The following is a 19,882-nucleotide window of genomic DNA, read 5'->3' on the forward strand; positions in this document are numbered from 1 at the left end:
AAGAGCGCGGCCCGGGTCCGAGTCGATCATCGAAGACCGCTCACCGTTCCGCAGCGACTCGGTGAGTCTAGGCAACCGGTTCGGAGACGTCAAATCCGCCCGAACCCCTGGAGGAGAACCCCGTCGTGCCCGGACGTCCCGCGCGCTGACGCGGTACGGCGCCCCCGCTTCCTCCGGTCTCACGAGTACCGAGGTCGCATGCGCTCACTGGTCGTTCGACAGTCATCCTGCCCGACGGCGAACCCGTCAAACACGATCCGGCGGATTTTTCTCAGGACCGTGGAACGCCCCGGGGGCGACGTGGAGTGAGCTCCGCGTCGCCCCCGGATGGAACGATTCAGACCAGTGTCGCCAGCTCACGGGCGAGTGCTCGGAAGGCGATCCCCCGGTGGCTGATGGCGTTCTTCTCCTCCGGGGACAGCTCCGAGGTGGTGCGCTCCTCCCCTTCGGGGACAAAGACCGGGTCGTAGCCGAACCCGTTCTCTCCTCGACGCTCCCTCACCAGGCTCCCGCGGAGCACGCCCTCGGTCTCCCGCTCGGTGCCGTCGGGCATCACCAGCACGGCCGCGCAGACGAACTCCGCCCCTCGACGCTCGTCGGGGGTGTCGGCCAGCTGATCCAGCACCAGGTCCAGGTTGGCCCGGTCCTGGTCCCCTTCACCGAAGCGCCCCGCCCAGCGGGCGGAGAGGACACCGGGCATCCCCCGCAGTTCGTCGACGCTCAGACCGGAATCGTCGGCGACCGCCGGCAGCCCGGTGTGCGCGGCGATCGCCCGGGCCTTGAGCCGGGCGTTGCCGACGAAGGTGGCCTCGGTCTCGGGGACCTCGGGCGCGTCGGGAAAGGAGTCCAAGGCCAGGACCTCGGCCGTCACCCCCGCGTCGGCGAGGATGGCGCGCATCTCCGGCACCTTCTTGGCGTTGCGCGTGGCCAGGACGAGTTTCACGGTCTCTCCCCCTACTCCGCCAGGGCCTTCTTCTGGATACCGGACAGTTCCTCGCACCCGGTGGTGGCCAGGTCGAGGAGCTTGTCGAGCAGGGCGCGGTCGAAGGCCGCCCCCTGCCCCTCGGCGGTGCCCTGGATCTCGATGAACCTTCCGTCCCCGGTGATCACGACGTTCATGTCGGTATCGGCGACGGAGTCCTCCAGGTAGTTCAGGTCCAGCCGGGGCTGGCCCTGGACGACGCCGACGCTCACCGCGGAGAGCGAGCCGGTGAGGGGGTTGTTCTTGAGCTTGCGCTTCTTGCGCAGGTACTTCATCGCGTCGGCGAGGGCGACGTAGGCACCGGTGATCGCCGCCGTACGGGTGCCGCCGTCCGCCTGGAGCACGTCGCAGTCGAGGGTGATGGTGTGCTCGCCCATCGCCTTGAAGTCGACCACGGCGCGCAGCGAACGGCCGATGAGTCGGGAGATCTCGTGGGTGCGGCCGCCGATCTTGCCGCGGACCGACTCTCGGGCGCCTCGGGTGTCGGTGGCGCGCGGGAGCATCGCGTATTCGGCGGTGACCCACCCTTCGCCGGTCCCTCGACGCCAGCGGGGCACACCGTCCTCGACGGTGGCGGCGCAGAGCACTCGGGTGTCTCCGAACTCGATGAGTGCGGATCCTTCCGCCTGGCGGAGCCAGTTGCGGGTGATGTTCACAGGGCGGAGTTGGGTCGGAACGCGTCCGTCAGGTCGGGCCATGGGTACGAGCGTATATCCGGACCGGGGCCCGCGCCGCTCAGGCGCCGACCCGGTGCACCTGTCCGCCTCGCGCCAGTTCGATGGCGCCGTCGAAGGTGGAGCGGGCCTCGGCCAGGGTGATGTCGTCGTCGTTCCACGGGACCAGGTGGGTGAGCAGGAGCTTGCGCGCTCCGGCCCGGTTCGCGTGCTCGCCGGCCTCGCTCCCGGTGAGGTGCATGTCCTTGGGGTGTTCCGTATGGTCGTGGAAGGCGGCCTCGCAGAGGAACAGGTCGACGTCGCGGGCCAGTGCGACCAGGGAGTCGCAGGAACCGGTGTCGCCGGAGTAGGCGAGGCTGACGCCGTCGTGTTCGAGGCGGATCCCGAAGGCGTCGACGGGGTGGTTGACCCGGTCCACGCGCGCGGTCATCGGACCGATCGAGAATTCGCCCGGGGTGAGTTCGTGAAAGTCGAAGACCTCGGTCATCCCGGGTTCGGGGTCCAGGCCGTAGATCTCGGCCAGGCGGTCGGCCACCCCTCGGGGCCCGTAGACGGGGATGCGCGGTTTGGTGCCGTCGGGCGCGTACATGCGGGCGACCCAGTAGGCGCACATGTCGGCGCAGTGGTCGGTGTGCATGTGGCTGAGGTAGACGGCGTCGACGGAGTAGAGGTCCACATGACGTTGGAGGGCGCCCAGGGCTCCGTTGCCCAGATCCAGCAGCAGCCGGAAACCGTCGACCTCGACCAGGTAGCAGGAGGCCGGGCTGTCCGGACCGGGGAAGCTCCCGGAGGACCCGATAATCGTGAGTCGCACGTCGTCGTCGCCTTCTCGGTCGGCCGCGCTGCTTCCGGGCCCCGTCGGAGTGCTCGGGGAGGGCGGATGGCGGCTGGTTCTGCGGATGTCCCGTTGTTACGGGTGTACCCCAATGGCCGCCCGGGTGGTACAAAATGTGTCCTGCATCTCAGGCGACGTGCATCACGTGTGAATTTTTCACACCAAATGATCACATATGACCGTTTTGCTTGGTCCGAGTTCAGGACACTCCCCCACACTCAGACATGACCGGTTCGGGTGAACGAGACCTCTCGTGGGACTTCCGGGCACGACGAAGGCCGGTCGCGCGACGCGACCGGCCCCGTGTCGGGTGCTCTCTCGGCCTCAGGCCCAGAGCTGCCCCTCCAGCCGTTCCTCGGCCTCTTCGAGGGTGCCCTCGTAGGCGCCGGTGGACAGGTACTTCCATCCGGCGTCGGCGATGACGAACGCGATGTCGGCGGAGCGCCCCTCCCGTTCCGCCTTGCGGGCCATCCCCAGAGCGGCGTGCAGGGCTCCTCCGGTGGAGACCCCCGCGAAGATGCCCTCCTGATCCAGGAGTTCCCGGGTCCGTTTGAGGGCGGCGTCGGCGGGCACGGAGAAACGGGTCGTGAGCAGGGACTCGTCGTAGAGCTCGGGAACGAACCCCTCGTCGATGTTGCGCAGACCGTAGACCAGCTCGCCGTAGCGGGGCTCGGCCGCCACGATCCGCACGTCGGGCTTGTGCTCGCGCAGGTAGCGGCCCACCCCCATGAGGGTGCCCGTGGTGCCCAACCCCGCCACGAAGTGGGTGATCTCCGGGAGGTCGGCCAGCAGCTCGGGCCCGGTGGTCTCGTAGTGGGCCCGGGCGTTGGCCGGGTTGCCGTACTGGTAGAGCATCACCCAGTCGGGGTGGGCCTCGGCCATCTCCTTGGCGACGCGGACGGCCTCGTTGGAGCCGCCGGCCGCGTCGGAGAAGTGGACCTCGGCGCCCCACATGGCGAGGAGCTGTTTACGCTCGGCCGAGGTGTTCTCCGGCATCACGCAGACCATGCGGTAGCCGCGCAGCTTGGCGACCATGGCCAGGGAGATACCGGTGTTCCCCGACGTCGGCTCCAGGATCGTGCACCCCGGAAAGAGCAGGCCGTCCTTCTCCGCCTGCTCGATCATGAAGAACGCGGCGCGGTCCTTGATCGAACCGGTGGGGTTGCGATCCTCCAGCTTCGCCCACAGCCGGACCTCGGGCGAGGGTGACAGCCGCGGCAGACCGACGAGCGGTGTGCCGCCGAGGGAGTCGAGTAGGGAGTCGTAGCGCATGGCGTCCCTAGAGGCTTCCGCCGGCGACCGCCGGCAGGACGGTCACGTTGTCGCCGTCCTTGAGTTCGGCCTCCAGACCACCGACGAAGCGGACGTCCTCGTCGTTGAGATAGACGTTGATGAAACGGCGCAGCTTGCCGTTCTCCACGATGCGGGCGCCGATCCCGGGGTAACGGCTGTCCAGGTCGGTGAAGAGCTCGGCGAGCGTGTCGCCCTTGCCCTCGACGACCTTGGCGTCGTCGGTCAGGTTGCGCAGGATGGTGGGGATGCGGACCTCGATGGCCATGAAGGTGACTCCGTATGACGGTCGTTGTTGTGCGTTCATGTCCAACAGGTGTCCCACCGCCGTCATTCCGGGCGGTGGACCTGCCGGGGGCGTTACGGGCGGGCGTCGGTCCCGACGATCTCCACCGGCTCCTCGGTGACCTCGCCATCGACGATCCGGTAGGAGCGGAACTCGACGGTGTCGGCCTCCCTGGTGGAGACCAGGACGTAGTGCGCGTTGGGCTCGGAGGCGTAGGAGATGTCGGTACGCGAGGGATAGGCCTCGGTCGCGGTGTGGGAGTGGTAGATCACGACGGGTTCCTCGTCGCGGTCGTCCATCCCGCGCCAGACCTTGAGCTGTTCGAGCGAATCGAAGCGGTAGAAGGTCGGCGACCGTTCGGCGTTGAGCATCTCGATGAACCGCTCCGGGCGGTCGGACCCCTCGGGTCCGGCGACGACACCGCACGCCTCGTCGGGGTGATCGCGGCGGGCGTGGGCGACGATCTGGTCGTAGATCGAGCGGTCAATCCTCAGCATGGCTCCAGGGTACCCGCGCACTCTTTTCTACCAACCAAGTGGGTATTGTTGCGTCCGCCTCTCCTCCGGACGGGGCCCCGACCCTGGTGGGGCGACCGCCGACCGTCACTCCGCAACGCATAGGCTCGCCCCTATGAGCGAGGACAGCAGCAGCGCGCTGCTCACCGACCACTACGAACTGACGATGCTCCAGGGGGCCCTCCACAGCGGAGCCGCCGCACGCCGGTCGGTGTTCGAGATGTTCGCCCGACGCCTGCCGGAAGGCCGCCGATACGGGGTCGTGGCGGGCACCGGACGCTTCCTGGACCTACTGGAGCGCTTCCGCTTCGGCCCGGAGGAACTGGACTTCCTGGCCGAGAACGAGGTCGTGGACGAGGCCACCCTGAACTGGCTCGCGGAGTACCGCTTCTCGGGGAACGTGTGGGGCTACGGCGAGGGCGATGCCTATTTCCCGGGATCACCGATCCTTGTGGTGGAGGCCACCTTCGCCGAAGCCGTGATCCTGGAGACACTCGCGCTGTCGGTGTACAACCACGACAGCGCGATCGCCTCCGCGGCCAGCCGGATGTCGGTGGCCGCGGGCGACCGCCCCCTCATCGAGATGGGGTCGCGCCGCACCCACGAGCGCTCCGCCGTGGCCGCCGCCCGCGCCGCCTACGTGGCCGGGTTCGCCACCTCCTCCAACCTGGAGGCGGGGCGCACCTACGGGGTGCCGACCGGCGGGACGGCCGCGCACGCCTTCACCCTGCTGCACGACAGCGAACGACACGCCTTCGAGACCCAGCTGGAGTCCATGGGCACGGGGACCACCCTGCTCGTGGACACCTACGACGTCGAACGGGCGGTGCGACACGCGGTGGAGCTGGCCGGCCCCGGCCTGGGCGCCGTGCGCATCGACTCCGGAGACCTGTCCACGACCGCCACCCGGGTCCGTGCCCAACTGGACGGTCTCGGCGCCACCGAGACCCGGATCCTGGTCACCGGCGACCTGGACGAACACTCGATCCGCGCCCTGGCGGTGGCACCCGTGGACGGTTACGGAGTGGGTACTTCACTGGTGACGGGTTCCGGGGCGCCGACCGTGTCCCTGGTGTACAAGCTGGTCGCACGCGCGCGCGGCCTGGACCACGACGCCCCCTTGGAGCCGGTCGCGAAGCGTTCGGTCGGCAAGCCCAGCCGGGGCGGTCGCAAGTGGGCGGTCCGCCGACTGGACGAGAAGGGGATCGCGACGACCGAGGAGGTGTACCCCCACGACCCGGGCCGGGTGGTCGGAGGACGACCTCTGCTGCGTCCTCTCGTGGCCGACGGCGAGATCGTGGGGCGCGAGACGGTCCAGGACGCCCGCGAGCGTCACCGCGCGACCGTGGCCGAGCTTCCCGAGGAGGCGCTGCGCACCTCCCGAGGGGACACCGCCCTCCCGACGATCTTCCTCTGACCCGTGAACCACAGACCGACGTTCCGAGAAGGACGAGGTGTCCCGACATGACCAGAGCACTCATCGTGGTGGATCTACAGAACGACTTCTGTGAGGGGGGAAGCCTCGGGGTGAACGGTGGAGCACGCACCGCGGCCGCCGTCACCGAGTACGCCCGCACCGGTGGCTACGACCACGTGGTGGCCACCCGCGACCACCACATCGACCCCGGGGACCACTTCTCCGAGAACCCCGACTTCGTGGACAGCTGGCCGCGTCACTGTGAGGCGGGCACCCCCGGGGCGGAGTTCCACCCCGAATTCGACTCCTCGGTGGCCGAGGAGGTCTTCAGCAAGGGGATGTACTCGGCCGCCTACAGCGGTTTCGAGGGCACCGCTTCGGACGGCGAGACGACGCTGGCGGCGTGGTTGCGCGACCACGGCGTGGACGAGGTGGACGTGGTGGGGATCGCCACGGACCACTGTGTACGTGCCACCGCGATGGACGCCGCCGAGGAGGGCTTCCGCACCCGGGTGTTGTTGGAGCTGACCTCGGGGGTGTCCGGCGCCGGCGTGGAGACCGCGCTGGAGCGACTGCGCGACGCGGGCGTGGCCCTGGAGGGCCGGCCGCCGGTCGGCTGAGCGCGGAGCCCGTCCTCGTGAACGGCCGTGTCCCTCGGGGCACGGCCGTTCGTGGTCCCACCGCCCGGGGTCATCCCCGGGACGCGGCCCGCCGTTCGAGCAGGGTGCGCAGGATCGACTCGGCGTGGGTCCACAGGACGGCGCCGCCGATCCCGGGAACGACATGGCGCACGGCCCCGGGTACACGCTCGGTGAGCGTCGCACCGAGGTCCGGGGAGTGGGACGCGTCCTGCTCTCCGTACCAGACGTCGACCGGGACGGTGATCGCGGAGAGGTCCAGGTTCCAGGGGCTCATGGCCAACACGGTGTCCCTCGCGTAACCCGCGCCGCCTTGGACGAAAGCCTCGGTCATCGCACTCCGATAGGCGTCGGCGAACATCGGGGCCTCGTAGACCTCCCGGTCGGACTCGGCGCTTCCCGCCAGGACCATCTCCTCCATGGCCGCGGGGTCGAACTCCGCGAAGAGCGCCTCGGCCCGGTCGGGGGCGGAGGCGGCCAGGGCGACCATGTCGCGCGGCCCCGGGGGGAGCACGTCGGCGAAAACGGGGGCGGCCACCTCGTCGGCGGCCGAGACCAGGGCGAGCGCGTCGGCCGCGCCCGAGGCCGCGCAGGCCAGGGCGAACGGTGCTCCCTGGGAGTTCCCGACGACCGCCGTACCGTTCAGGTCGCGCAGGGAACGGAGCTCGCGCACGTCGTCGGCGAAGTCGGCGAGGCTCCGCCCCGGCCGCGGGGAGGAGGCTCCCAGTCCGGGCCGGTCCACGGCCACCAGGCGTACACCGAGTTCGGCGAGCAGGTGCGTACCGAATCCGAGACGGCCGCTCGTGGCCGCGCCCGGACACAGCAGGACGGGCACGCCGTCTGGCGCGCCCCACTCGCTCCATCCGAGAGAGCGTCCGTCGGCCAGTGTGCTCCGACCCCGACGTTCCGGGGCGGTGACTCCGAGTTCCATTCCCCGAACCCTAACGAAGGGTCCGGGGAGGGTGCCATCGATATTCGTCGAGGTCGGGCCGGGTGATCAGTCGATGCCGATGGCGGAGCGGACGTCGCTCAGCACACGGCGGGCCCGCGAGCGGGCGCGCTCGGTGCCGGAGTCGAGGATCTCGTCGAGTTCGGTCTTGGAGGCCATGAGCTCCTCGTAGCGCTCGCGCTTGGGGCCGAGCTCGGCGTTCACCGCCTCGAACAACTCCTTCTTGAGGTCGCCCCAGCCCATACCGCCGGCCTCCAGACGTTCCCGCACCTCGGCGACCTTGGCGGCGTCGGCGAAGTGGGTGAGCAGCTGGAAGGGGATCGAGGAGTCCGGGTCCTTGGGGTCCTCGACGGGGGTCGAGTCGGTGGGGATCCGGTTGATGGCCTTGCGGAGCCTCTTCTCCGGCAGGAAGAGGGGAATGTGGTTGTCGTAGGACTTGCTCATCTTGCGACCGTCGGTGCCGGGCAGGATGCTCGCGTCACTGTCGTCGATGACGCCCTTGGGGATCGGGAAAGCGTAGGAGTCCCCGTAGCGGTGGTTGAAGTATCCGGCCAGATCGGCGGTGTACTCGATGTGCTGGGACTGGTCACGGCCGACGGGGACACGCTCCCCCTCCATGATGAGGATGTCGGCGGCCATGAGGATGGGGTAGTTGTACAGCCCCATGTTGATCCCGGCGTCGAGGTCGGTGTTGCCGGCCTCGGTGTTGCGGTCGCGTGCGGCCTTGTAGGCGTGCGCGCGGTTCATGAGCCCCTTGGGGGTGAGGGTGCTCAGGATGGTGGTGAGCTCGAAGGTCTCGGGGATGCTGGACTGGCGGTAGATGACGGTGCGCTCGGGGTCGAGCCCACAGGCCAGCCAGGTGGCAGCGCCCGACCGGATACTGTGCCGGAGCTCGTCCGCGTCCTTGATGATGTTGAGCGCGTGGTAGTCCGCGATGAAGTAGAACGTCTCGGACGCCTCGGCCGCGGCGGCGGCGAGGGCCGGCTTGATCGCGCCGATGTAGTTGCCCAGGTGGAAGTCACCGGTGGGCTTGATCCCGGTCAGGTAGGTGTTGGCTGCCATGGGCCAAGCCTATCGGCGTCATCCACCCTTTTTCCGCCCGCCGATGAGCTCGACCAGCGCCGCCGCGCGGGCCTCGTCCTCTCCCGGCCGCGGCCATGATCGTGGTCGGCACGATCCTCGTACGCGGGCGGGCGCGGGACCGGAGCCCTTCGACGGCCCGGGAGACCTCCGTGGACGCCGAAGGGTGAGCCCCGACGTGAGGACGGCGCCTCGCGGGGTGCGAGGCGCCGTCCTTCGAGCGGTGTGCCCGATCAGGCCCGGGCGGAGCCGCCGCGGAAGGCGGTCCAGTGCTCGGCCATGCGAACGGCCTGCCCCTGGGTGAAGTGGGTCATGCAGGCGTCGTCGCTGTAGTTCATGAAGTTGGTGACCGGGTCCTTGCCGGGCCGGTCGGGGCAGGTGTCGCGTCCCACCGGACAGCCGGAGGCGGCCTCGCGCTCGTAGGGGGTGTCGTCCACGTAGTCCCCCGGGCTCTCGCACCCGTTCTGGAACGTGTGGAACAGCCCCAGCCAGTGACCGACCTCGTGGGTGCCGGTGTGCCCCTCGTTGAAGCGGTCACGATCGCCGCCCGGAAGGGTGTCGTGGGCGATCGCGACCCCGTCCCGTTCCGGTGCCGCCCGATAGTCCTGCGGGAAGGTCGAGTAGCCGAGCAGTCCGCTGCCCAGGTCGGCGGTGTAGATGTTCAGCGTCTCGGGTCCCCCTTGACGCAGTTGGGAGCGGATCGTGTCGTCGTACTGCCTGAACCGGTGGAACCAGTCGTCGTTCACGCTCCGGGTGACATCGGAGAGTTCGAACCGGAAACCGGTGTCGGTGCCCTCCGACCCCTGCGCGTAGTCGCCCCGGTAGGCCCGGTTCATGACGTCGATCTGCTCGCGGACGCGGGCGTCGGTGACGTTCCCGCTGCCGTCCTCGGCGGAGATGACGTGCACGACCACCGGAACCGTGTAGGGCGGCGCGATCTGCCGGTCCCGTGAGGGACCCAATGCCTCACGGAGGCGTTCCTCGTACTCGGCCGCCTGTTCGGGGGTGACCTCCACCTCCCCCTCGGCGCCCACCCCCGGGTCGGCCACACGCATCGCGGCGGTCGACTCGGAGACGGGCTCCGTCCCGGGCGGACAGTGGGCGGCCTGCGCGACCGCCCCCGTCCTTTCGGGCTCCGCGCCGGTCGATGACACGGTCGGATCGGGCGGTGTGCCCACCACCAGGCCGGTCAACGCGAGCGCGCACAGGGACAGGCCGGACCAGAGCGCGGCTGAGCCGCCGCGAGAGCTTCGTCCAATCACCTCACGGACTGTAGTTATGACAGAACGCAAAGAAGTCGAATCCAACGCGGTCTTGCGAAGTATTTGCCCGATTCGACCGATCAGTGACTATTTCTGCCCTACGGCCCAGGCACGGAGCTTGGCGATCCTCTCCCGGATCTGAGGCGGGCTGGCCTGCGCGACCGGCGGCCCGCCACAGGCGCGCCGCAGTTCGTTGTGGATCACCCCGTGCGGCTTACCCGTCCGGTGGTGCCAGGCCCCCACCAGGCCGCTGAGCTCTCGACGCAACTCGGCCAGGACCTCATGCGTGGGACCCGACTCCTCCTCGGGTTCGCTCTCCCGCCTGGCCTTGGCCTTGAGCTCACTCGCCCGGATGTCCGCCTTGCGCTTGCGCAACAACTGCGAGACCTGGTCGGGTTCGAGCAGCCCCGGCAACCCGAGGAAGTCCTCCTCCTCACTGGAGCCGGCCGCGCCACCGCCGTACTCCAGACCGTCGTAGAGCGCGCGGTCGAACTCGGCCGCGGACTCCATCGTCTCGAAGGGGAGCTCCTCCCCCGCGTCCGGAGAGTCCTTCTTCTTGTTGGCCTCCCGGAGAAGGTCCTCCTCCGGGTACTCGTCGTCGGAGGGGGTCTTGTCCAGGACGTGATCGCGCTCGCGCTCCATCTCCCCCGCGTACTCCAGGAGCGTGGGGACCGAGGGCAGGAAGACCGAGGCGACCTCTCCTCTCTTGCGCACGCGCACGAAGCGACCGATCGCCTGGGCGAAGAACAACGGCGTGCTCGTCGAGGTCGCGTACACACCCACCATCAGGCGGGGCACGTCCACACCCTCGGAGACCATGCGCACCGCGACCATCCACCGGTCGTCGCCCGCGGCGAACCGGGAGATCTTCTTGGAGGCGGTCGGGTCGTCGGAGAGCACCACCGTGGCGCCCTTGCCGGTGATCTGACGCAGGATGCGCGAATAGGCCCGGGCGTTCTCGTGGTCGCTGGCGATGACCAGGCCGCCCGCGTCCGGATGCGTCTTGCGCACCTCGGTCAGACGCCGGTCGGCCGCCTGGAGCACCTTCTTGATCCAGTCGCCCTTGGGGTCGAGCGCCGCCCGCCAGGCCTGGGAGAGGGCGTCCTGGGTCAGGGGCTCGCCCAACCTGGCCGCGAGCTCGTCACCGGCCCGGGTCCGCCAGCGCATCTCTCCGGAGTAGGCCATGAAGATGACCGGCCGCACCACCCCGTCCTCCAGCGCCGGCGCGTAACCGTAGCTGTAGTCCCACGAACAGCGCCGCACCCCGGCCCCGTCCTGGACGTAGTCCACGAACGGGATGGGGTTGATGTCGGAGCGGAAGGGGGTGCCGGTCAGCGACAGACGGCGGGTGGCCGGGTCGAAGGATTCACGGACCGCGTCGCCCCAGGAGAGGGCGTCCCCCGCGTGGTGCACCTCGTCGAAGATCACCAGGGTCTTGCGGGCCTCGGTGCGGTTGCGGTGCAGCATCGGATGCGCGGCGACCTGGGCGTAGGTGACGGCCACACCGATGTACTGACGCCCCAGCGCCCCCTGCCCGTTCTTGAAGTCCGGATCGATGGCGATACCGAAACGGGCGGCGGCCTCGGCCCACTGCTTCTTCAGGTGCTCGGTGGGACACACGATGGTGATGGCCCGTACCGCGTGCCTCTGCAACAGCTCGCTCGCCAGGGTGAGGGCGAAGGTGGTCTTGCCCGCGCCCGGCGTGGCCACCGCGAGGAAGTCGCGCGGCTGCCTCCGGAAGTACTCCTCGAAGGCCTCCCGCTGCCAGGCCCGAAGGCCGCTCAGGCGGTCCTCCATCGTGGTCTGCGTCACCGTCATGCGTCCTGTCCCCCGTTACTCACCTGCTCGAGATTAGCGGCCGTCGGGCACCACGCCGGGAGCACCGAGCGTGGTGCCCCGCACAGCCGACCACCATCTCACCGACCCACGACGAGCGGCACGGTGCCCCTCGCACCGCGCCGCTCCGAGATTCTCCGTTAAAGCCCCTCCTCCGACACCGGGGCCTCCTCGGCCCCGGCCCCGTCCTCGGTCCCGGGAAGCCCTCCGTCCGCGGGAACACCCTCCTCGGGTGTTCCGGCCGGCTCTTCGCCACCGAAGCTCGACGTGTCCACCGCGCCGTCGTTGAAGGGCATGTGCGGGGAGATCGCCGGGAAGGCGAAGAACCACAACAGGGCCGCGGCCCCCGCCAACAGGCCCAGCGCCATGATGAACTTCGAGATCCAAGGGCCCGGCAGAATCCGCCAGATCAGACCGTACATTCGCGTCCCCCTCCTAGGCTTCCGGCGCCATGTGCGCGATGGAGTCCGGCATGCCGTCGGACTTGGGCGTGGTCTCGGTCAACTCGGCCCAGACGATGAGTCGATGGGTGTTGTTGAGCTTGGGCGCGCAGGTGGTGAGGGTGAGCAGCGCGCGTGCGGGGTCCTCCTCGGAGGCCTCTTCGAAGGGGTCGGGGGTGACCACCCAGAAGTCCTCGGGCAGGACGGTCTCCTCACGGAAGACCTCGTAGGTGTAGAAGTTCTCGCCGTCCTCCAGGACCATGACGTCGCCCTCGGCGAGCAGGTCCAGGTCCCAGAACAGGCCGGGGGTGCGGTGCGCGGCGATGCCGTAGTTGCCCAGTCCCCCGGGGGAGCTGTCGAACTGGGTGTAGCGGCCCGGGCTGTACCGGATGTCGTCGGGCTCGGTGCCGTTGACCACCACCCAGTCCAGGTCGAGGCTCGGGACGTACAGACGACTGTCCGCGCTCCCCGGGAGCGGCTCGGAGTCGGGCCCCCGCTCCTCGGACCAGGCGTCGTCGAGGCCGTCCGCCAACTGCTGCTGCTCGCGATCGGTCTCCCATTGAGAGCCGTACACCTCATAGGACGCGTAGAAGAGCATGAGCAGGCCGGCGGTCAGAAGGATCTCGCCGAAGAACCTGACGAACCCGCGGGCCACGTCTGCGCCCGTGGCCCTGCGTCGAGGGGCGCGCCGTCTTCCACCGCGTGACGGGCGGGGGCGGCGCCCTTCGTTCCCGGGACGGGGCTCGTCTAGCGACTGCCGTTCAGTTCTGGACACCAATACGACCTACTCCCGTGGACGCTTTCGTGCATCCGGGTGACCGGAGGGGGACGAGGAGCGGGACCCCCGAACGCGGATGCGGCAGGACTTCGACCTCATGTCGGATACACGGCGCCGGGCGACGGCACGGTGGACACGGGGTGTGGGGGCGCCCTGCCCGGCTACCTGTTCCTCCGGAGAGTACCGTCACACGAGGGGCGTACGCGGCGACGCGCCCCGAAACGCACGAGAACGCGGGGACCGTCCGCTCTCGTCCACGGCCGTCCCGGAAACGGAGCGGAACGGGCTCCCGAGGGAACGACCTCGACGAACGCCCTTCTCGGACACGACGAAGGCCCTGGCTCACCCGTGAGGGTGGGTCAAGGCCCCTCGTTCGCGATCACGGGGACCGCGATTACTTCATCATCTCCTCGTAGGCCTTCTTGCACTCCGGGCACACGGGGAACTTCTTCGGGTCGCGGTTGGGCACCCAGACCTTGCCGCACAGGGCGATCACCGGGTCGCCGGTCACCGCGCTCTGGGTGATCTTGTCCTTCTGCACGTAGTGGGCGAACCGCTCACGGTCACCATCGTCGTGCGAGACATCCGGCCGGGTCTCACTGTCCGGAAGCACCTTGTTCAGGACGTCCATCGACATCGTCCTCACACCTTTCAACGTCTGTTGTCCACGGTATAGGGTGCCGCGATCCGTCTCATCTCGTCACGTGGAACCCGTCAGTTCATCGTGGGATCGTCCGGATAGGTCGACAGCAGCGCCAGACGACCCCCTTGACGACGCAGCACCCGCGGCCACAACCCCTCGGGCGTCTCCCCGAAGAGGTCGCCGAGGTGGGCGTCGACCACGAACCAGGCACCCTCCTCGATCTCCCCGGCCAACTGTCCCGGCCCCCAACCGGCGTAGCCGGCGAAGACGCGAAGCCCGCTCAGGGAGGGGCCGAGCACCTCGGGGGGCGCGTCCAGATCCACCACGCCCACACCGTCCAGAACGCTCCGCCCGCCCGGGGCCTCCAACGGGACCCAGCCGGGAGGGGCCTCGTCGGGTGCGGCCCTCCCCAGCGCTATACCGGAGTCGGTACCCACCGGGCCGCCGGAGAACATCACCGCGGGAGAGCCGGCGTGGTCTCCCCAGCCCTTCATGACCTCGTCCACGGGCAGTTCCAGCGGACGGTTGAGGATCACCCCGAGGGCGCCGTCGGTGGCGTCATCGACGATGAACACCACCGAACGGCGGAAGGAGTCCTCCTGGAGCAGGGGCGCGGCCACCAGAAGGCGCCCGGTCAGTGTCGACTGGTCCATGCTCCACCTCTACCCGAAAAGAGGGGCGTGGGAGGCCCCTTCTCCTCGAAGGACGGGTACGGGATCAGTCCTGGTCGGCGACGCCGCGCTGGGCGACCTCGCGCACCGCGTTGGCCACGTGGTTGGAGAGGTCCGAGTGGAAGACGCTCGGGATGATGTAGTTCGGGCCCAGCTCGTCGTCGGTGACCACGTCGGCGAGGGCCTTCGCGGCGGCGACCATCATGTCGGAGGTGACGTTGTGGCTCTGGGCGTCCAGGAGACCGCGGAAGAAGCCCGGGAACACCAGGACGTTGTTGATCTGGTTCGGGTAGTCGCTACGACCGGTCGCGACGACGGCGGCGTGCAGGTGGGCGACGTCCGGGTCGACCTCGGGGTCGGGGTTGGCCAGCGCGAAGATGATCGAGTCCTCGTTCATCTCGGCGATGTCCTCGCCGGAGAGCAGGTTCGGGGCCGAGACTCCGATGAACACGTCCGCGCCGGCGACGGCGCCCTTGAGGTCACCGCTGTAACCGGTGGGGTTGGTGTTCTCCGCGATCCACTGGAGGTTGCTGTCCAGGTTCTCGCGACCCGCGTGCACGGCTCCGTGCACGTCGCTGACGATGATGTCGCGCGCGCCCGCGTGCATGAGCAGCTTGAGGATCGCGGTGCCCGCGGCGCCCGCGCCGGACATGGCGATCCGCACCTCGGACAGCTTCTTGTTGACCACGCGCAGGGCGTTGCGCAGGGCGGCCAGGACGACGATGGCGGTGCCGTGCTGGTCGTCGTGGAAGACCGGGATGTCCAGGAGCTCGCGCAGGCGGGCCTCGACCTCGAAGCAACGCGGGGCCGAGATGTCCTCCAGGTTGATGCCGCCGAAGCCGGGGGCGAGCAGCTGCACGGTGCGGACGATCTCGTCGACGTCCTGGGTGTCCAGGGCGATCGGCCAGGCGTCGATGTCGGCGAAGCGTTTGAACAGGGCCGCTTTACCCTCCATGACGGGCATGGCGGCCTCGGGGCCGATGTTGCCCAGGCCCAGGACCGCGGAGCCGTCGGTGACCACGGCGACGCTGTTGCGCTTGATGGTCAGGCGGCGGGCGTCGTCCTTGTTGGCCGCGATCGCCTGGGAGACGCGGGCGACACCCGGCGTGTAGGCCATGGAGAGTTCGTCGCGGTTGCGCAGCGGCACCTTGGACTTCATCTCGATCTTGCCGCCGAGGTGCATCAGGAAGGTGCGGTCACTGACCTTGTGGACCGTGACCCCGTCGACCGAGCCGAGGGCGTCGACGATGGCCTGGGCGTGCTCGGTATCGCGGGCCGCGCAGGTGACGTCGATGCGGATGCGCTCGTGTCCAGCGGCCGCCACGTCCAGAGCGGTGATCATGCCGCCGACCTGCTCGACCGCGTTGGTGAGGCTGCCGACCGCGCTGCCTCCGGCGTCCAATTCGAGGCGGACGGTGATGGAGTACGAAACGCTGGGAAGGGTGGCCACGTATTGCTCCTTGGCTTTTGCTGGTGTCATGCGTCCGCGGGGCGCACCGGCGGCCCCTCCCGTGGACGTACCGGCCGACTGTCACCCCGGGTCCGGGGACGGCCTGCACTCCGTGGCCCGCCCGTCGGGTTGTCGTCGGCGTCCGCGCGCCGGTCCCGTGACGGTGGCGCATCCCGCCGAGAACGCCCGATGATCGGGTGTTCTGAACGCGGGCTCGGCTGACGGCCGGGGGCTGGCCGGGATCCCACAACCGAGTCGCCTCACCTTACCCGAGTCAAGGGAGTGACGTCAGCACAAGGTGACAATTACCGCCATCGGAAAAAATCGCATAAATTCCCGACTATTCCGCAAGGGTTTACCCCGCGAACCTCGCCACCCGATCGGTGGCCGCGCGCACCACCAGATCGGCGCAGGCCCCCGTGGACAGCGCCGTGGAGTCGATCACCAGGTGGTAGTGGGCCGGATCGGCGGCGTCGGCCCGGTAGAAGCGGCGGACGTAGGCGGACCGGGCCCGGTCGTTGTCGTCCAAGAGGCGTTCCGTGGGAGGCCCCTCCTCCCGGGCACCGACCGAGAGGCCCTCCCCGTTCCCGTCCTCCCACAGCCGTCGGGCCTGGAGCAACCGGGCCTCGCGGTCACCGTCCAGGCGGACGTGCAGAGCACCCGGGCGCTCGGCCAGGACCACCGCGGCCGCCCGGCCGAGGATCACGCCGCCCGTGCGGGCGACGTCCTGGATGACGCGCTCGGTCTGCTCCACGAACTCGTGGTCGTAGAGGAGTCGCCCTTCGGCGTCCGTGGCCCCCACGTACGGGGTGTCGACGCTGCCGAAGGTGACCGTGGGCAGCCGGGCCGCGCCGGCGAGAAGACGTTCGAAGCCGCCCGCGGAACGGTCGTCGCGCTTGAGCGCCTCGGCGAAGGAACAACCGATCCGCGAGGCCACGACCGTCGGGATCGCCCGATCGAGGAAGGGGAGCTCCAAGGCGGCCGCCACGGCCGGACCGATCACGCTTCCGCCCGCCCCATAGGTGGCCGAGATCGTGACCACGGGGCCGTTCCCGTCGTTCGTCACCATGGGACACCTGCCCGATCACCACGCGGACCGCGCCTGCCGCGGGCCGCTGTCGTTGCTCTCCTACCCGGTGAGGCGACCACCACCCCACCCGTCTTCAAAACAGTAAATACGTGACGATTTATCACTCTTGGGCAGGAAAGACAGCAGATAACCAGCGGGTTTCCATCCACCAACATCTCGGTCGGCCGCGCGGACGGATCGACCCCTCGGGGTGAGGAAGGCTCTCACCCCGAGGGGTCGTGAACGATCGGACCTACGCTCCCGTCAGAACAGAGCCGAGGTCAGCCTGCGGCGGGCCGCGCCGACCCTCGGGTCGCCCGGGGGAAGGAGGTCGAACAGGGAGAGCAGGTGCTCTCGGACCTTGTTCCGATCATCGTCGGTGGTGCGCTTGACCGTGGCGATCAGACGGTCGAACGCCGCCTCGTAGTCACCGCCGTACAGGTCGATGTCGGCGACGGTGATCTGGGCGTCCACGTTCGCGGGGTCCTTCTCCGCCTCCTCACGCACGGCGGGCCCGTCCACGTTCTGAAGACGACCGATCAGCCGGATCTGGGCGATCTGAGCCTTGATCTCGGCGTTCTTCGGGTCCTCTTCCAGAGCCTTCTCGAAGACGCCGGCCGCGCCCTCGAAGTCCCCTTGGTCCAGGAACTCCCTGGCCCGCGCGGCGATCGGGTCGGCCTGAGGCTCGGGGACCTGCTCGTCCTCCTCCGGCAGGGCCGAGGGGTCGCCGTCGACCGTGCCGGGGTGGCCGGGGGGCAGCATGCCCTGCTGGGCGAGGGCCCCGAAGACCTGGGAGAGTCCGTCGCGGAGCTGCTCCTCGGTGGCGGGCCCCTGCATCAGGGGCATGACCTGACCCTGGATGGCGATGATGATGGTCGGGGCTCCCTGGACACGGAGCGCCTGGACCAGCTGTGGGCTGGCCTCGCTGTCGATCTTGCCCAGGATCCAGTTGCCACCGGAGCTCTTGGAGAGCCGGTCGAGGGCGGTCTCGACCTGCTTGGACTGCTCGGACCAGCCGGCCAGGACCGCCAGCACGACCGGAGCGGACAGCGATTGCTCCAGGACCTGTTGGAAGTTGGCCTCGTCGACGTTGACGGCGTAGGGGTTCGTGCGACCGGCCGACTCGTCGGCACGCTGCTTGGCCTCGCGTTCCAAGGCCGCCTTACGCGCCGCGAGGTCGACCGCACTGTTCGGTGAAAAGTCCGAAGGCTGCATACCTCTATCCTGCCGTATTCCGGGGAGGTACGGAGACCCCGTACCTCCCCGGACCGACCGGCGCTAGAAGCGGGGATCCTCGGTATAGGTACCGAACTCCTCGCCCATGGTGCCGCAGATCTCGCCCAGGGTGGCCTCGGCGCGGGCCGCGTCCATGATGAGCGGGATGAGGTTGCCGTCGCCGGCCCGAACCCCTTCGAGGAGGCGGGCGAGGGCGCCGTCGACCGCCTCGCGGTCACGTCCGGCCTTGCGTTCGGCGAGGACGCGCTTCTGCTCGTGCTCGACCTCGTGGCTGATCTTGAGGATGTCGAGTTCACCGGAGACGGTGTTGGTGTGGCAGTTGACGCCGACGATGCGCTTGTCGCCCTTCTCCAGGGCCTGCTGGTACTGGAAGGCGGACTCGGCGATCTCGGAGCTGAAGTAGCCGTTGTCGATACCGGCGAGGATGCCGGAGGTCATCGGGCCGATGGGGTGTTCGACGTCGTCACCGCCGCCCATGTACCGGATGTGTTCGAAGATGCGCTCGGCCTCGGCCTCGATCTCGTCGGTGAGGGCCTCCAGGTACCAGGAGCCGCCGAGGGGATCGGCGACGTTGACGACCCCGGTCTCCTCCATGAGGACCTGCTGGGTGCGCAGGGCGATCTCGGCGGACTGTTCGGTGGGCAGGGCGAGCGTCTCGTCGAGGGCGTTGGTGTGCAGAGAGTTGGTGCCGCCCAGGACCGCTGCGAGAGCCTCGACGGCGGTGCGCACCACGTTGTTGTAGGGCTGCTGGGCCGTGAGGGAGACCCCGGCGGTCTGGGTGTGGAACCGCAGCCACTGGGCCTTCTCGGTCTTCGCTCCGTAGACGTCGCGGATCCAGCGGGCCCAGATACGGCGGGCGGCGCGGAACTTGGCGATCTCCTCGAAGAAGTCGATGTGGGCGTCGAAGAAGAAGGACAGCCCCGGGGCGAACCGGTCGATGTCCAGCCCTCGGGACAGGCCGAGTTCGACGTAGCCGAACCCGTCGGCCAGCGTGTAGGCCAGTTCCTGGGCGGCGGTGGCCCCGGCCTCGCGGATGTGGTAGCCGGAGACGGAGAGCGGCTTGAAGGCGGGGATGTTCTCGGCGCAGTACTCCATCAGGTCGCCGATGAGGCGCAGATGGGGTTCCGGCGGGTACAGCCACTCCTTCTGAGCGATGTACTCCTTGAAGATGTCGGTCTGGAGCGTGCCGTTGAGGGTGCCGATGTCGACGCCCTGGCGTTCGGCGGCCACCAGGTACATGCAGAAGGCGGGGATGGCCGGTCCACTGATGGTCATGGAGGTGGTGGTCTCGCCGAGCGGGATCCCGTCGAAGAGCAGGTCCATGTCGGCGACCGAGTCGATCGCCACGCCACAGTGGCCGACCTCGCCGAGGGCGTGCGGGGAGTCGGAGTCGTGGCCCATGAGGGTGGGCATGTCGAAGGCCACCGAGAGTCCGCCGCCGCCGGAGGCGAGGATCATCTTGTAACGCTCGTTGGTCTGCTGCGCGTTACCGAAGCCGGCGAACTGGCGGATGGTCCAGGCACGGCCTCGGTAACCGGTGGGGTAGAGCCCTCGGGTGTAGGGGTACTCACCGGGCCAGCCGATCCGCTCGAAACCGGGCACCTCGGCGCCCGGGCGGGGCCCGTAGACGGGTTCGAGGGTCCGTCCGGACAGGGTCGTGAAGTCGGCGTCACGTTTGCGGGCGGAGTCGTAGCGGCGCTGCCAGCGATCGCGGCCGGCCTCGATCTCCTGTGCTCCGCCACCGCCGGTGGGGTCGCCTGTGGTTGTCGCCATACCAAGATAGTAGGACGTCCAACTAATGATGTACAGCAGCGCGGGGCGCCGCCCCCGC

At 69.1% G+C, this 19,882-nt stretch carries 20 protein-coding genes; 2 read left to right on the top strand and 18 right to left on the bottom strand.

What is annotated here, in order from left to right; all coding sequences use genetic code 11:
- Positions 1–337: 337 nt before the first annotated feature.
- The 6 genes from rdgB to D451_RS0124490 form a co-directional block, all read right to left on the bottom strand.
- Positions 338–943 carry an RdgB/HAM1 family non-canonical purine NTP pyrophosphatase gene (gene rdgB / locus D451_RS0124465; RefSeq protein WP_017536364.1) on the bottom strand — a complete coding sequence of 202 codons (606 nt, stop codon included), beginning with the start codon at positions 941–943 and terminating at the stop codon, positions 338–340.
- A gap of 11 nt (positions 944–954) precedes the next feature.
- A complete protein-coding gene (gene rph, locus D451_RS0124470; RefSeq protein WP_014912090.1) occupies positions 955–1,638 on the bottom strand; it encodes a ribonuclease PH in 684 nt (227 codons plus the stop codon).
- Between the two features lie 79 nt (positions 1,639–1,717).
- Positions 1,718–2,470 carry an MBL fold metallo-hydrolase gene (locus D451_RS0124475; protein WP_017536365.1) on the bottom strand — a complete coding sequence of 251 codons (753 nt, stop codon included), beginning with the start codon at positions 2,468–2,470 and terminating at the stop codon, positions 1,718–1,720.
- A 345-nt stretch (positions 2,471–2,815) separates the two neighbouring features.
- Positions 2,816–3,763, bottom strand: a complete 948-nt coding sequence (locus D451_RS0124480; RefSeq protein ID WP_014909286.1) for a PLP-dependent cysteine synthase family protein — start codon at positions 3,761–3,763, stop codon at positions 2,816–2,818.
- 7 nt (positions 3,764–3,770) lie between these two features.
- Positions 3,771–4,049 (bottom strand): MoaD family protein, encoded by a 279-nt coding sequence (locus D451_RS0124485; RefSeq protein ID WP_014911846.1) that lies wholly within the window; start codon positions 4,047–4,049, stop codon positions 3,771–3,773.
- 92 nt (positions 4,050–4,141) lie between these two features.
- Positions 4,142–4,564, bottom strand: a complete 423-nt coding sequence (locus D451_RS0124490) for a Mov34/MPN/PAD-1 family protein (RefSeq protein ID WP_014908175.1) — start codon at positions 4,562–4,564, stop codon at positions 4,142–4,144.
- A 133-nt stretch (positions 4,565–4,697) separates the two neighbouring features.
- Between D451_RS0124490 and D451_RS0124495 the strand changes: the two genes are divergently transcribed.
- Together D451_RS0124495 and D451_RS0124500 are read left to right on the top strand one after the other, a co-directional pair.
- The gene (locus D451_RS0124495; protein ID WP_017536366.1) at positions 4,698–5,999 is read left to right on the top strand and encodes a nicotinate phosphoribosyltransferase; all 1,302 of its coding nucleotides are present in this window, start codon (positions 4,698–4,700) and stop codon (positions 5,997–5,999) included.
- Between the two features lie 47 nt (positions 6,000–6,046).
- A complete protein-coding gene (locus D451_RS0124500) occupies positions 6,047–6,619 on the top strand; it encodes a nicotinamidase (RefSeq protein ID WP_017536367.1) in 573 nt (190 codons plus the stop codon).
- Between the two features lie 70 nt (positions 6,620–6,689).
- Here D451_RS0124500 and D451_RS0124505 read toward each other — a convergent pair whose 3' ends face one another.
- The 12 genes from D451_RS0124505 to D451_RS0124560 all read right to left on the bottom strand — a co-directional run bounded on the left by D451_RS0124505 (position 6,690) and on the right by D451_RS0124560 (position 19,824).
- Complete coding sequence (locus D451_RS0124505) at positions 6,690–7,568, bottom strand: alpha/beta fold hydrolase (RefSeq protein ID WP_014909588.1); 879 nt, start codon at positions 7,566–7,568, stop codon at positions 6,690–6,692.
- 66 nt (positions 7,569–7,634) lie between these two features.
- Positions 7,635–8,648 carry a tryptophan--tRNA ligase gene (locus tag D451_RS0124510; RefSeq protein ID WP_014913460.1) on the bottom strand — a complete coding sequence of 338 codons (1,014 nt, stop codon included), beginning with the start codon at positions 8,646–8,648 and terminating at the stop codon, positions 7,635–7,637.
- 251 nt (positions 8,649–8,899) lie between these two features.
- Positions 8,900–9,928: a M43 family zinc metalloprotease gene (locus D451_RS0124515; RefSeq protein WP_169336184.1), complete on the bottom strand. Its 1,029-nt coding sequence runs from the start codon at positions 9,926–9,928 to the stop codon at positions 8,900–8,902.
- Positions 9,929–10,015: 87 nt separating this feature from the next.
- Positions 10,016–11,746 carry a DEAD/DEAH box helicase gene (locus D451_RS0124520; RefSeq protein WP_026125340.1) on the bottom strand — a complete coding sequence of 577 codons (1,731 nt, stop codon included), beginning with the start codon at positions 11,744–11,746 and terminating at the stop codon, positions 10,016–10,018.
- A gap of 158 nt (positions 11,747–11,904) precedes the next feature.
- On the bottom strand, positions 11,905–12,186 hold the full coding sequence (locus D451_RS0124525) for a hypothetical protein (RefSeq protein ID WP_017536369.1): 282 nt from the start codon (positions 12,184–12,186) through the stop codon (positions 11,905–11,907).
- Positions 12,187–12,199: 13 nt separating this feature from the next.
- Complete coding sequence (locus tag D451_RS0124530; RefSeq protein ID WP_193789632.1) at positions 12,200–12,982, bottom strand: class E sortase; 783 nt, start codon at positions 12,980–12,982, stop codon at positions 12,200–12,202.
- Positions 12,983–13,376: 394 nt separating this feature from the next.
- Complete coding sequence (locus D451_RS0124535; RefSeq protein WP_014909169.1) at positions 13,377–13,619, bottom strand: DUF3039 domain-containing protein; 243 nt, start codon at positions 13,617–13,619, stop codon at positions 13,377–13,379.
- A gap of 77 nt (positions 13,620–13,696) precedes the next feature.
- Positions 13,697–14,278: a YqgE/AlgH family protein gene (locus D451_RS0124540; RefSeq protein ID WP_014909303.1), complete on the bottom strand. Its 582-nt coding sequence runs from the start codon at positions 14,276–14,278 to the stop codon at positions 13,697–13,699.
- A 64-nt stretch (positions 14,279–14,342) separates the two neighbouring features.
- Positions 14,343–15,746 (bottom strand): NAD-dependent malic enzyme, encoded by a 1,404-nt coding sequence (locus D451_RS0124545; RefSeq protein WP_014913352.1) that lies wholly within the window; start codon positions 15,744–15,746, stop codon positions 14,343–14,345.
- 355 nt (positions 15,747–16,101) lie between these two features.
- A complete protein-coding gene (locus tag D451_RS0124550) occupies positions 16,102–16,815 on the bottom strand; it encodes a cytidylate kinase-like family protein (protein ID WP_017536370.1) in 714 nt (237 codons plus the stop codon).
- A 264-nt stretch (positions 16,816–17,079) separates the two neighbouring features.
- Positions 17,080–18,030: a tetratricopeptide repeat protein gene (locus D451_RS0124555; RefSeq protein WP_014908334.1), complete on the bottom strand. Its 951-nt coding sequence runs from the start codon at positions 18,028–18,030 to the stop codon at positions 17,080–17,082.
- A 63-nt stretch (positions 18,031–18,093) separates the two neighbouring features.
- Positions 18,094–19,824 (bottom strand): acyl-CoA mutase large subunit family protein, encoded by a 1,731-nt coding sequence (locus D451_RS0124560; RefSeq protein WP_014908982.1) that lies wholly within the window; start codon positions 19,822–19,824, stop codon positions 18,094–18,096.
- Between the last annotated feature and the right edge of the window lie 58 nt (positions 19,825–19,882).

Origin of the sequence: Nocardiopsis alba DSM 43377, from assembly GCF_000341225.1 — a bacterium.
GTDB lineage: Bacteria > Actinomycetota > Actinomycetes > Streptosporangiales > Streptosporangiaceae > Nocardiopsis > Nocardiopsis alba.